Source organism: Xylophilus sp. GOD-11R, from assembly GCF_033546935.1.
In the GTDB taxonomy this organism is placed as follows: Bacteria; Pseudomonadota; Gammaproteobacteria; order Burkholderiales; family Burkholderiaceae_C; genus Xylophilus.
This window is the reverse complement of sequence record NZ_CP137854.1, coordinates 859399-871933: the sequence shown is the minus strand read 5'-3', so window position 1 is coordinate 871933 and position 12535 is coordinate 859399. Positions and strand designations below refer to the sequence as shown.

Here is a 12535-nt window from a genome sequence, read left to right as displayed (position 1 = left end):
GGCTTTTCGGCCGATCACGGCGAATCGAGGAAGCGGCCCTGTCAAGGGGAAAATTTGGTCCGTCAGCCTTGCTTATGCACAAAATTCGTGATCCACGGTTTTTGCCGCGGCTTCAAGGCGATCTGAGAACAAATATCGGGTGTACCGCGCTAAGTCGTTGATTCATAACGACAAGAACGGTTGCCTTTTTTAACGGCAATCCGTTGAAAGCCTTGCCCGACGCGGGTTTAGCGCGGTTCGCAACGGGGTATCAACAAAGTTATCCACAAAAACCGTGAAAACCCGTAATGCGCTGACGAGGCACCCCTTCGGTGCGGCAAAAGATGACGCAAACTAAGTGAATGCCCCCCGACCTCGCGTCAGTTGTGCACAGATCCTGTGCAAGTGCACCTAGCGATCTTTTTTCTGGTCACTTGCCAGAAAGATCCCCCAAGCTGTTGATTTGAAATAATATTTTTAACAACAATGGGCATGCTTGTGGAGCTGCGGGCGTTTCCACTTGAAAAACCGACGATACTTCAAGGCGTCTGTCAACAAAGTTATCCACAGATCGGTCATCGCCTCACGTACGGTGCAACCGGTCTCGCCGGACAGCCCGTCGCGGCGCGTGTCCGTGCTTCCTCCCGGCCCTTTTCGCCCCTGCGGTTTTCGTGACTTTCCTGATCCCCGTCCTGGTCCAAACCCCCGCCCACAGCACCGTGGCGAGCGCCCTGAGCTACCGCTTCGATCGACGCCTCGCACCCGGCACGCTGGTGCGGGTGCCGCTCGGCTCGCGGGAGTTGCTGGGCATCGTCTGGGAAGGCGACGCGCGGGTGCCCGACGAATCGGTCGATCTGAAATCGATCGCGGCGGTGCTCGACGGCCTGGCCCCACTCGCCGCTCCATGGCGCGCCCTGGTGGCCTTCGCCGCGCGTTACTACCAGCGGGCGGCGGGCGAAGTCGCCCTGGCCGCGCTGCCGCCACAACTGCGCGGCCTCGACACCCGTCAGCTGGAGCGCCGCTTGAGCCGCAAACCGGCCGCGGCAGAGGCGCCGACGTCCACAACAGCCGCGCCCGAACCCACACCCGAGCAAGCGCAGGCCCTGCGGGACCTGGCGGCGGCCGACGGCACGTTTCTGCTGTTCGGCTCCACCGGCAGCGGCAAGACTGAGGTCTACCTGCGCGCCGTCGCCGCCTTGCTCGAGGCTAGGCCGGGCGCGCAGGCGCTGGTGATGGTGCCGGAGATCAATCTCACGCCACAGCTCGAAGCGCGCTTTCGCGCCCGCTTCGGGGAGTCGGCCGTGGTCTCGCTGCACAGCGGCATGACCAACCCGCAGCGGCTCAAGAGCTGGCTCGCGGCGCATTCCGGCCAGGCGCGCATCGTGCTCGGCACCCGCATGGCGGTATTCGCCTCGATGCCGGGGCTGGGCCTGATCGTCGTCGACGAGGAACACGACCCCAGCTACAAGCAGCAGGAAGGCGCGCGCTATTCAGCGCGGGACCTCGCCGTCTGGCGCGGACGCAACGAGGGCGTGCGCGTGATCCTGGGCTCGGCCACGCCCTCGCTGGAGAGCTGGCATCTCGCCCGGCCCGCCACCGCCGACGACCCCGGCGGGCGCTATCTGCGGCTCGACATGCCGAACCGCGTCGGCGCCGGCAGCCTGCCCCGGGTGCGGCTGGTGAACATGGAGCAGCAGCAGCGCGGCACCGTTTTCGCGCCGGCCCTGCTCGAAGCCATGCGCGAACGCATCGCGCGCGGCGAGCAGTCGCTGGTGCTGCTCAACCGGCGCGGCTATGCGCCGGTGCTGGCCTGCGGCGACTGCGACTGGAAAAGCGAATGTCCGCACTGCAGCGCCTTCCGCGTCTTCCACAAGGTCGACCGCACGCTGCGCTGCCACCACTGCGGATTCACCGAGCGCGTGCCGCGCGCCTGCCCGTCGTGCGGCAACCTCGACATCGCACCGGTCGGCCGTGGCACCGAACGGCTCGAAGAGCTGCTCGCCGAGCGCCTGGCCGACACCCTGCGGCCCGACGGCACGCCCGTGCGCATCGCCCGCATCGACGCCGACACCACGCGGCTGCGCGGCGCACTCGAATCGCAGCTGGCGCAGGTGCACGCCGGCGATGTCGACGTGCTCGTCGGCACCCAGATGGTGGCCAAGGGACACGACTTCCGCCGCATGACGCTAGTGGCGGCCATCAACCCGGACGGTGCGCTTTTTTCGTCCGACTTCCGCGCGCCGGAGCGGCTTTTCGCCCTGCTGATGCAAGCCGGCGGCCGCGCCGGGCGCGACGCCGCTCATGGCGAAGCCAGCGAGATGTGGGTGCAGACCTTCCACCCCACGCACCCACTATTCGCCAACCTGCGCAAGCACGACTACCCCGGCTTTGCCGCCACCCAGATCGAGGAACGCCGCAGCGCCGGCCTGCCGCCCTGCGCCGCGCAGGCGCTGGTGCGCGCCGAAGCCCGCAGCCAGGACATCGCCCAGCAGTTCCTGCGCGCCGCCCGGCAGGCCGCCGTGGAGGCCGGGCTGGAGGCCGACGGCGCGGTGGTCGCCTTCGACGCGGTGCCGATGTCCCTGCAGCGCGTGGCCGACGTGGAGCGGGCGCAGATGCTGCTCGAAAGCCAGGGCCGCCCCGCGCTGCAGCGTTACCTGGCCGCCTGGCAGCCGCTGCTGCACGCGGTGCGCGCCCGGCCGGAGCACAAGGGCCTGATCCGCTGGGCGATCGACGTCGATCCGCTGTCGATCTGACCAGGCCGCGCCAAGACACCCGGTAACGCGCGCCACGGCGCTTCGTCGGACACTCGCCGCATCATGTCCATCGCCCGTCTGCTAGTACCCACAGCCCTGCTGCTGGCCGCGGGCACCGCAGTCTTTGCGGTCTACCGGGGCGATCTCGCAGTGCCGTCGCGCTGGAACCCCTGGGCGCCCCTCGACGTCACCGAAGCACCCGGCCCGTTCACCCGCTGGAAGCTCAGCCGAATGGCCGAGGCGCCGCCCGCTGTCTGCTACGCCTGGCTCGACGGCGCCGGCGTGCGCCATGCACCGGTCTACGACCGCGCCGAGACCGACGACTGCGGCTGGCAGGGCGCGACACGGCTGATCTCGGTCGGCTCGGTGCGGCTGTCCACACCCACGCCGCTCACCTGCCCGGTGGTCGCGGCGCTGGCCATCTGGGAGCGCCACGCGTTGCAGCCCTCGGCCTATGTGCACCTGGGCAGCCGGGTCACGCAGATCGACCATCTCGGCAGCTACGCCTGCCGCAACATCTACGGTGGCTCGGCAGACCGGCGCAGCGAACATGCACGCGCCAATGCGCTGGATATCGCCGGCTTCCGGCTGGCCAACGGCCGGCGCATCTCGGTGCGGCAGGACTGGAGCGACGCCACGGTCGTGCCGCAGCCGCTGCCGGGACAGTTCCTGCGCGAGGCGGAAAAAGGCGCCTGCCCCCTGTTCTCGGCCGTGCTCAGTCCGGCCTACAACGACGCGCACCGCGATCATTTCCATTTCGACCGCGGCCCGTTCCGGGTCTGCAGCTGAGCCGTCCCTGCAGCTACTGCGCCGACAACACGATCCGGGCTTCCAGCCCCTGCCCGCCATCGGGCGGCGGTGACATCAGCTCCAGCCGGCCCTGCTGCCGCTCGACGATGGTGCTCACGATCGACAAGCCCAGCCCATAGCCGACCGGCCGGGCCGCGTCGCGCACATGGCGGGTGCGCATCGTGCTCAAGCGTTCGGGCGACACGCCGGCGCCGTGGTCGCGAACCACGAGTGTGGCGGGCGACTCCACCCGCACCTCCACCCGCCCATCGCTGTAGCGCAAGGCGTTCTCCACCAGATTGCGCAGGGCGATGGCCAGGCCGTCCACGTCGCCGCGCGCCGACACCGCCTCGTCGTCATCCGACACATCGAGCAGCAGCCGCTGCCGCACCGCCGCCGTGCCCCAGAACTCCTCGGCGACCGTGGCGGCGAGCAAGCGCAGCTCGACCCGCTGCATCGACAGCCCGGCCGCCGACTCCGCGCGCGAGAGCTGCAGCAGCTTTTCGGTGCGCTGCGACAACAGATCGAGCGAGGCCAGTGCCGCCTGCACGTCGGCGCGCTCCAACCGGCCTTCCAGCGCGGTCTGCAGGCGCAGCCGTGCGGCGGCCAGCGGCGTACGCAACTCGTGCGCCGCGTTGGCCGACAGGGTGCGCTCCACGTCCAGCGCATCCGACAGCCGTCCGAGCAGCCGGTTGACGTGTTCGCCGACCGACTGCAGCTCGGCTGGCATGCCCTGCACCTTCAGCGGCCGCAGATCGTCGCCGCCGCGGCGGGCGATCTCGGATTCGAGCCGCCGCAGTACCGCCAGCTCGCGCCGTGCCCCCGCGCCCAGCAGCACGACCAGGATCGACAGCATCGCCGCCATCGGCACCGTGAGGCCGATGATCACCCGTCGCACCGCATGGCGCCGCTCGGAGCGTGGATCGGCCAGTTGCATGAACAGGTCGCGCTGCGGATGACGGGTGGTGAAGACACGCCAGCCCTCGGCGTTGAAGAAGCCCGGGCGCAGCGGCACCTTGTCGAAGAAGGTTTCCGGTTTGGCTTCGCGCGGCACCAGCAGCACCCGGCCCGAGCCGTCGACCAAACGGAAGATCAAGGTATCGCCGCTGGCCTGGGGCGGCGGCTCCACCACCGGACCGGCACCGGGCGCCGGCATGCCGCCCACGTCCAGGTCGTGTGCGGACACATCGAGCAGGCGCAACGCGCTTTCTTCGAGCTCGTTGTCGAAATTGCGGTTGATTTCGTAGTTGACGAAGATCACCACGCCCACCAGGCAGAGCGCCCACACCACCGCCACGCAGAGCAGCAGGGTGCGGGTCAGCCGCCGAGCCAGGGTGTCGGGCCGCCGCCGCAATCTCATCCGCCACTCCCCTCGGGCACCCACGACAGCCGGTAGCCCAGGCCGCGCAAGGTCTGGATGTGGTCGCGCCCGAGTTTGCGGCGCAGCCGGCTGATGAAGACTTCGAGCGTGTTGCTGTCGGTCTCGCTGTCGAAGCCGTAGAGCGCGTCCTGCAGCACTTCGCGGGTGTGGATGCGGTCCGGCCGGCTTGCCATCACCCGCAGCAGGGCCCATTCCTTGGCGGTGAGGGTCACCGGCACGCCGTCGCGCCGCACCAGGTCGCGCGCCAGGTCGATCTCCAGCGGCCCGAGCTGCAGCACCGGCGCGTCGGAGGCCGCGCCTCGCCGGCGTTCGATGGCGCGCAGCCGCGCCAGCAGCTCGCCCGGGTCGTAGGGCTTGACCAGGTAATCGTCGGCACCGGCGTCGAGTCCGCGGATGCGGTCGCTCACCTGGTCGCGCGCGGTGAGCACGATCACCGCCGGCATCTCCGGCAGCGCCCGCAGCGAAGGCAGCAGCGCCAGGCCGTCGCCGTCTTCCAGGTGCAGGTCGAGCAGCACCGCGGCGTAGCGCGCGCCCGCCAGCGCCGCCCGCGCGGCGTGCAGGCTGGGAGCCGCATCGACCACGAAGGCCTTGGCGCGCAGATAGCCGCAGACGGCATCGGACAGCGGGAGGTCGTCCTCGACGAGCAGGATTCGCATGGAGCTTGGGCGGCGACCGCGATGGACAGGACAGCGCTGGAGTCTAGGCCCGAACAGCCTGAATGCTGAACGAATGGTGAACCGGCGATTCAGGTCGATTTCACCCTTGGTCGGTAGCTTCGCCGGACCATGTCCCAAGCTCAACTCGCTTCTGCCTCCACACCCACCGATCTGGCTGCCGTACCCCCCGCCGGCCGGCTGCTCGGCCGCCTCCGCCAGGGGCCGCTCACGCCCCGTGTCGCCGCTCTGGTCATCGCACTGTGGGTGGCGTTCACCGGCAACCTGTCGCTCTGGAACAGTCTGCGTCAGCTCGCGGGCGTCGGCGAAATGGGCCACCGGCCGCTGCTGTTGGGCCTGAGCATTCTGTTGGCTGTCTTTTGCGCCACCGCCACCCTGCTGACCTGCTTCGCCGGCCGGCGGATCTTCAAGCCGGCGATGGCCGTGCTGCTGGTGCTGGCCGGCGTGGTGCAGCACTTCATGCTGGCCTACGGCATCGTGATCGACCCCGGCATGGTGGCCAACGCGCTGCAGACCAATTTCACCGAGGCGCGCGACCTGTTCGGCTTCGACCTGCTGGCCCAGTGCCTGCTCGTGGCCGGCCCGCCGATGGTCTGGCTGTGGCGCCTGCGCCTGTCACCACAGCGCGGCTGGGCCGCCGTGTGGCGCAACCTGGCGATCACCGTGACGCTGTTGGCGGCCACCATCGGCGTCACGCTGAGCATCTACCGCGAGCTCGCCCCGTTGCTGCGCAACCACCTCGAACTGCGCTTCGCCGCCAACCCGGTCGCGCCGCTGGCCTCCACGATCTCGGCGGTGACCAAGCCGCTGCGCAAGCACCGCAACGGGCCGCTGGTGGTGATGACCGCCGGCGCCGCCCTCGGCCCCAGCTACGCGGCCGCCGGCACGGCCAGCCACCCGCCGCTTTTCCTGCTGGTGGTGGGCGAAACCGCCCGTGCCGATCACTTCGGCCTCAACGGCTATGCGCGTGACACCACGCCCGGCCTGGCGCAGCGCGACGTGGTGAGCTTCACCCAGGTGCGCTCCTGCGGCACCAACACCCTGCATTCGGTGCCCTGCATGTTCTCGCCGCTGGGCAAAGCCGGCTGGGAAGGCCGCAAGGCCGACACCGAGAACCTGCTCGACGTGATTCAGGCCGCCGGCCTGGCGGTGCTGTGGGTCGACAACCAGGCCGGCTGCAAGAGCGTCTGCGACCGGGTGCCGAACGCCTCGACCGGCACCGCCTTCGCGCCCGCCGCCGACGCCGCACGCGCCCTGTGCGCCGATGGCGAATGCCTGGACCGCGTCATGCTCGCCGGCCTCGACGAGCGCATCGCCGCCCTGCCCGCCGAACGCCGCGCCCGCGGCGTCGTGCTGGTGATGCACATGATGGGCAGCCACGGCCCGGCCTACTGGCGCCGCTCGGCGCCCGACACCAAACGCTTCCAGCCCGAATGCGCCACCCAGGCGTTGGCGCAGTGCGACCAGGCCTCGCTGATCAACGTCTACGACAACTCGATCGCCGAAACCGACCGTTTCCTGAGCGCCGCCATCGACTGGCTGCAGGCCCGCCACGACCGCTTTGCGCCCGCCATGCTTTACCTGTCGGACCATGGCGAATCGCTGGGCGAATACGGCATGTTCCTGCACGGCGTGCCTTACGCCTTCGCGCCGGAAGTGCAAAAGCACGTGCCGATGGTGCTGTGGATCGATCCCGCCTTCGCATCGCGCGGCGGCACCGACCGCGCCTGCCTGAATGCCCACCGCGACGTGGCGCTGAGCCACGACAACCTCTATCCGTCGGTGCTGGGGCTGATGGACGTCACCACGCCCACTTACAAGCCCGCGCTCGACGCTTTCGCATCGTGCCGCGCCCGGGCGACCGCCTTCATCAAGGGCGGCCCGGCGCCCAAGGCCTGAAAGCCCTCAGCGCACGGGGATCGGCGCGCCTACCGGCACCGCCGTCACGCTGTTCTGCGGCGAGCCTTCGATCACCCGATCGGAATAGGTCAGGTAGACCAGCGTGCTGCGCTGGCGGTCGACCATGCGCACCACCCGCAGCTTTTTGAAGACCAGCGAGATGCGCTCGCTGAACATCTCCTCCTGCACCGGCAGCGGCTTGCCTGGCGCGAAGCTGATCGGCCCGGTCTGGCGGCAGGCGATGGCCGCCTCGGCCTTGTCCTCCGCCAGCCCCACCGCGCCCTTGATGCCGCCGGTCTTGGCGCGCGACACATAGCAGGTCACGCCCTGCACCTTGGGGTCGTCGTAGGCGTCGACCACGATCTTGTGGTCCGGGCCGATCAGCTTGAAGACGGTGTCGACCTCGCCGATGGTCTCCGCGATAGCCGGAGGGCCAGCGAAGGAAGATGCGACAGCCCAGACGCAAGCCAGCGAGAGAGGCCGAAGGCTGAAGCGGCGGACCGCCATGAAAGAATTCATCGAAAGACTCCCGACATTTCCACGACACACCGATCGAGCAGCCCGTCACCCGATTGAACGTTGCCACGCACCTTCAACGGCGCCACCCGATCGCGAGGCTGCCATGCAACCAGATCAGGCATCGGCATATCCATGCCGCGAGCATTTCGGCCGCGCGCCGGATAGCCATCATGGCGGGCCGTACCAACGGCTCGAGAAGCAACTGTGCCACCACCATGGCGCAGGCGATGCCGACCGCAACTGCCCAGGCGCTGTCGCCGAATTTTCGAGTCACCACCGGATGCACGAAACGCCACACCACGCCGTTGATGACGACGAGATCCAGCGTGCGACGCCCCACCGCGGCCAGCATGACCTTGAAGCCACCAGGCATCCGGGCGAGAACATCGGAAAACCACAGCACCGAGAAGCAGCCGAGCAGCGCCGTCGGCACGAAGAGCCACGGCGATCCGTACTGGCCAGCGGCGAACAGCACGCCGAAACCGAACCGTCGGTTCGGGCATTCGGCCCAGAGGTCCCAGGTGCATCCCCCGTTCAACGGTGCAAGCGCCACGGCGGCGGCCAACGCGAGCACCGGAACGATCCAATGGCGATAGATCTCGCGCCGCCAGGCCTGCGTTCGAGCCATCCAATGGCCCAGGGCGAAAAATGCAAGACCGGGCAACAGCGTCGAGAACTGGAAAAAAATCGTCTGCCGATGCTGCGCCCACAGGAACGCTGCCAGCACCGCCGCCAGCAGCGCGTAACGCCCGTAGCCACTCCATCGCAACAGCAGAAAGAAGACCAATTGAACCACCGCCAGCGAAGCGAGGAACCACAGCACGACCGACTGAAAACCGGCCAGCAGCAGCATGGGACGCAACAATGCGCCCGCATGCACCGGCCCATCGCTCAGCAGCGCAGCGGCCAGCCACATGCCTGCATGCACCAGGTACGCCACGAAGAGCAGGGCGAGCGAATTCAACAGCACATGCCGGAGGCCCCGATCACGAAACACCAGGCCGGAGATGGCGAAAAACAGGGGCATGTGAAAGCTGTAGATCGCACGCCACTGGTCGAAGGTCGCAAGCGCTGCAGGAGCCTGGGGGCCCTGGAACACCTCGATCGAATGTGCGTACATCACCAGCAACATGGCGATGCCCCTGGCGATATCGATCACCACATTGCGGCCCTGCGGTGTCGTCATCATGTGCCCTCCCCAAAAAAGTAATCGACTACCTCTCCTGGATATTAGGGGTACCTGGGTAAAACACGCCGAACATCTTCAAAATTGCAGGTGGCACGACGATCGAGCAGTACGCACAATGCCGGGATGGTTCGTCCCCATCAGATCCTTCATCCACCGTTCGCGAACGTGCCGCCCCGGCCGGCCGCCACCCTGCTGGTCCTTCGCGATGCCTCCGACGGCATCGAAGTCCTGCTGACGCGTCGTTCGGCCACCGCCCGCTTCGCGCCCGACATGCACGTGTTTCCCGGTGGCGCCATCGACGCCGACGACCGCCTGGACCACGGCCGTGTCGACCGCCGCGCCACCCAGGACGAAGCCGCGCTCACCCAGGCCATCGCCGCCCTGCGTGAAACGTACGAGGAACTCGGGATCCTGCTCGCGCGTCGCGCCGACGGCAGCCCGGCCATCGCGAGCGACGTGGCGGCGCTGGACCGTCATCGCCCCCTGTTGGCACAGTGCGCTACCCACGGCCTGCGTCTGGCCTGTGACCAGGCCTGGCCGCTGGCGAACTGGATCACCAGCCTGGGCATGCCCCGACGCTTCGACACCGCTTTCCTCGTCGCCCGCATGCCCGAGGGCCAGACGCCGGAAGCCGACGGCACCGAGCAGTTCGAACCCGTCTGGCTGACGCCGGCCGACGCGCTCGCGCGACAGCAAGCCGGCAGCCTCACGATGATGTTCCCGACCCTCCGCACGCTCGCCCACTTGCAGCGCTACGCGAACGTCGACGCCGTGCTGCAGGCCTGTGCCGCGCGCGACGGCCGCGAGGCGCCCCTGTGGAACTACAGCCCGCGCGGCGCGCTGCTCCACGGCCGCGAAAGCCGCGTGGTCGACGACGAACCTGCCTACGGCGAACTCGCCCTCGTCTGCCCCGATGGCCAGCTGTTGCACGAACTGCGCTGGCAATCCGACGCGGCCGTGCCCCTGCTGCGCAACCTGTCGCGACTCACCGCGCCCAACGGCGGCGTCATGACCGGCCCCGGCACCAACAGCTACCTCGTCGGCAGCACCGCCACCGGCTTCGTCGCGATCGATCCGGGGCCGAACGACCCGGCGCACCTCGCCCGCCTGCACGATGCGGCCGGCGGCGACATCCGGATGATCGTCTGCACCCATTCGCACCCCGACCATTCGCCCGGCGCCGCGCCGCTGCAGGCGCTGTGCGCCGGCCTGCCACCGATCCTGGGCCTGCCCTCCGCACCCACCGCACGGCCTGACAGCCATTTCGTACCCGACCGCGCCCTGGCCGACGGCGAGCGCCTGCGCCTGATCAGCGCCGACGGCGAAGAAACCCACACCCTGCGCGTTGTCCACACCCCGGGCCACGCCGCCAACCACCTGTGCCTGCTGCTGGAGGAAGACGCCCTGCTGTTCAGCGGCGACCACATCCTCAACGGCAGCACCACCATCGTCAGCCCGCCCGACGGCCACATGGGCGACTACCTCGCATCGCTCGACCGCCTGGCCGACGCCTGCCGCCAGGAACAGGTCGAATTCATCCTGCCCGCCCACGGCCATGTGATCGGCGACGCGCCCGGTGCCATCTCCCGGCTCAAGGCCCACCGCCTGGCGCGCGAAGCCCGTGTCGCCGCCGCCATGGCCGCCCTGCCCGACGGCGACATCGACGACTGGGTGCGCCATGCCTACGACGACGTGCCGCGTTCGCTGTGGCCGATCGCCGCGCGCTCGCTGTCGGCACACGTGGAGCATCTGCGGCAGACGGCGGGCGCCTGACTACACTGCCGCTTTGCCCGCGCCCTTCCCGATGCCTGTCGACTCCGCCAAAGAACCCGTCCGCCTCTCCAGAATCGTCGCGCAACGCGCCGGATGCTCGCGGCGCGAGGCCGAACTGCTGATCGAGGGCGGCTGGGTTCGGGTAGACGGCCGCATCGTCGACGTGCCCGGCGCCAAGGTCGGCGAAGAAACGGTCACCATCGACGAAGGCGCGCGGCCCGAGCCCGTGGTGCCGGTCACCATCCTGCTGCACAAACCTGCCGGCTTCGAGACCTGGCCCGACGCCCGCCGCCCGGTGCTGCAGCTGTTGAATGCCGAAACCCGATCGGCAGACGACCGCAGCGGCCTGCGTCCCGCGCGCCAGCATTTCGTGCAGGAGTGCCTGACCCCGCTCGAGCCTGCCGCCACCGGCCTGGTCATCTTCAGCCAGGACTTCCGCGTGCGTCGCAAGCTCATCGAGGACGCCGGGCTGATCGAGCACGAAGTCATCGTCGACGTGAAGGGCGAAGTGACCGAAGAGCGCCTGGTCCACCTCAACCGCAGCCCGGTCATCGACGGCCGCGCCATGCTCCCCGCCAAGGTCAGCATCAGCCGCCAGCAGGAAGGTCAGACCGGCCTGCGTTTCGCCAGCAAGGGCCACCGCCCCGGCCGCATCGCCCAGATGGTGGAAAGCGAAGACCTGCAGATCACCGCCATGAAGCGCATCCGCATCGGCCGCCTGAACCTGGCCGGCCTGGAGCCCGGCCAGTGGCGATACCTGAACGCGAACGAGCGGGTTTAGCTGGCTCGCCCTCAGGCTTGCCCACTTCGTGTGGCCGCCTACCCCCTCACCGTGGGCGGCGGGCTGGCTCGGCGTAGCCTCGCTGCCACGCCCCTGAGGCGGTCGGCCTCGTTTCGCTTGGCCCCCATGCCGGGGGGGCGTTCCCGCCGTAAGGCAATGCGCAGCGAGCCGCTTATTCCAGGGCCGCCGCGCCGGGCCGCCCCAAGCGGCCGGCCGCCCACGGTGAGGGGGTAGGCGGCCACACGAAGTGGGCAAGCCTGGGGGCGAGTAAAAAGTGAAGCGCGCCTGTAAGCCGGATTCTGTGCACCGTCGAAGCCTTGCGACCCCGTCGGCGTGACCGCCATTAATCTGGGCCGGGAGTCACCCCACCGGCTCGTTGCTACCTACCCGTGAACTCAGCGGGCCGCCTCAACGTTCACCTACTTGGTATTGCTGCGCGCAGAGATTGCCCGTTTCACCCTGATCGCCTCCGGAGACCCAGTTGACCATGAAACTCCCGGCTTTCACCGGCGCCTCATGGAACACCTCGACTACCTTGCTGGACGACCAGACTCGTCTCTGTTGCTCTGATCCTCACCTCACGGTGGAGAGCCGTTAGCTCCTGCGCTGCCCTGTGCAGTCCGGACGTTCCTCCAGTGCGATGTTTCCACCTGGCAACGACAAGTCGTTCCCATCCCTTTCGGGCCAGCACCAGCGGCGGTCCAGCGCGCTTCACAACGCGCATTATCGCAGGCCGCCGGTATCATCTCGGACCGGCTCCGACACGGGAGCGCCGTACTGCCTGATCGACACAGGCCC

General features: G+C 68.7%; 9 protein-coding genes and 1 other RNA gene. 5 read left to right on the top strand and 5 right to left on the bottom strand.

Annotated features, from left to right (window positions below; all coding sequences use genetic code 11):
* Positions 1-650: 650 nt before the first annotated feature.
* Positions 651-2732, top strand: coding sequence for a replication restart helicase PriA (gene priA, locus R9X41_RS04100; RefSeq protein WP_318633618.1), 2082 nt, complete (start codon positions 651-653; stop codon positions 2730-2732).
* Positions 2733-2795: 63 nt separating this feature from the next.
* Positions 2796-3521: an extensin-like domain-containing protein gene (locus R9X41_RS04095; RefSeq protein WP_318633617.1), complete on the top strand. Its 726-nt coding sequence runs from the start codon at positions 2796-2798 to the stop codon at positions 3519-3521.
* 13 nt (positions 3522-3534) lie between these two features.
* On the opposite strand, the gene R9X41_RS04090 is transcribed toward R9X41_RS04095, so the two are convergent.
* Together R9X41_RS04090 and R9X41_RS04085 are read right to left on the bottom strand one after the other, a co-directional pair.
* Entirely contained in the window at positions 3535-4881 is a 1347-nt protein-coding gene (locus R9X41_RS04090) for an ATP-binding protein (RefSeq protein ID WP_318633616.1), read from the bottom strand.
* Positions 4878-5558, bottom strand: a complete 681-nt coding sequence (locus R9X41_RS04085) for a response regulator (RefSeq protein WP_318633615.1) — start codon at positions 5556-5558, stop codon at positions 4878-4880. Before R9X41_RS04085 ends, R9X41_RS04090 begins: the two co-directional genes overlap by 4 nt.
* 129 nt (positions 5559-5687) lie before the next feature.
* Here R9X41_RS04085 and R9X41_RS04080 point away from each other — a divergent pair, with 129 nt between their 5' ends.
* Positions 5688-7475 (top strand): phosphoethanolamine transferase, encoded by a 1788-nt coding sequence (locus R9X41_RS04080; protein WP_318633614.1) that lies wholly within the window; start codon positions 5688-5690, stop codon positions 7473-7475.
* Positions 7476-7481: 6 nt separating this feature from the next.
* Here the strand turns inward: R9X41_RS04080 and R9X41_RS04075 are convergent, their stop codons facing one another.
* Together R9X41_RS04075 and R9X41_RS04070 are read right to left on the bottom strand one after the other, a co-directional pair.
* A complete protein-coding gene (locus R9X41_RS04075) occupies positions 7482-7994 on the bottom strand; it encodes a CreA family protein (protein WP_318633613.1) in 513 nt (170 codons plus the stop codon).
* 73 nt (positions 7995-8067) lie between these two features.
* A complete protein-coding gene (locus R9X41_RS04070) occupies positions 8068-9183 on the bottom strand; it encodes an acyltransferase family protein (protein ID WP_318633612.1) in 1116 nt (371 codons plus the stop codon).
* 123 nt (positions 9184-9306) lie between these two features.
* Here R9X41_RS04070 and R9X41_RS04065 point away from each other — a divergent pair, with 123 nt between their 5' ends.
* Both R9X41_RS04065 and R9X41_RS04060 read left to right on the top strand, forming a co-directional pair.
* The gene (locus R9X41_RS04065; protein WP_318633611.1) at positions 9307-10956 is read left to right on the top strand and encodes an MBL fold metallo-hydrolase; all 1650 of its coding nucleotides are present in this window, start codon (positions 9307-9309) and stop codon (positions 10954-10956) included.
* 31 nt (positions 10957-10987) lie between these two features.
* On the top strand, positions 10988-11737 hold the full coding sequence (locus R9X41_RS04060) for an RNA pseudouridine synthase (RefSeq protein ID WP_318633610.1): 750 nt from the start codon (positions 10988-10990) through the stop codon (positions 11735-11737).
* Between the two features lie 272 nt (positions 11738-12009).
* Here the strand turns inward: R9X41_RS04060 and rnpB are convergent.
* An RNA gene (rnpB, locus tag R9X41_RS04055) (RNase P RNA component class A) lies at positions 12010-12450 on the bottom strand.
* Positions 12451-12535 lie beyond the last annotated feature (85 nt).

Coding starts and splice junctions, on each gene's coding strand:
- R9X41_RS04070 (WP_318633612.1), bottom strand. CDS start 9,183: ATGATGACGACACCGCAGGGCCGCAATGTGGTGATCGATATCGCCAGG.
- R9X41_RS04075 (WP_318633613.1), bottom strand. CDS start 7,994: ATGAATTCTTTCATGGCGGTCCGCCGCTTCAGCCTTCGGCCTCTCTCG.
- R9X41_RS04060 (WP_318633610.1), top strand. CDS start 10,988: ATGCCTGTCGACTCCGCCAAAGAACCCGTCCGCCTCTCCAGAATCGTC.
- R9X41_RS04080 (WP_318633614.1), top strand. CDS start 5,688: ATGTCCCAAGCTCAACTCGCTTCTGCCTCCACACCCACCGATCTGGCT.
- R9X41_RS04095 (WP_318633617.1), top strand. CDS start 2,796: ATGTCCATCGCCCGTCTGCTAGTACCCACAGCCCTGCTGCTGGCCGCG.
- R9X41_RS04090 (WP_318633616.1), bottom strand. CDS start 4,881: ATGAGATTGCGGCGGCGGCCCGACACCCTGGCTCGGCGGCTGACCCGC.
- R9X41_RS04085 (WP_318633615.1), bottom strand. CDS start 5,558: ATGCGAATCCTGCTCGTCGAGGACGACCTCCCGCTGTCCGATGCCGTC.
- R9X41_RS04065 (WP_318633611.1), top strand. CDS start 9,307: ATGGTTCGTCCCCATCAGATCCTTCATCCACCGTTCGCGAACGTGCCG.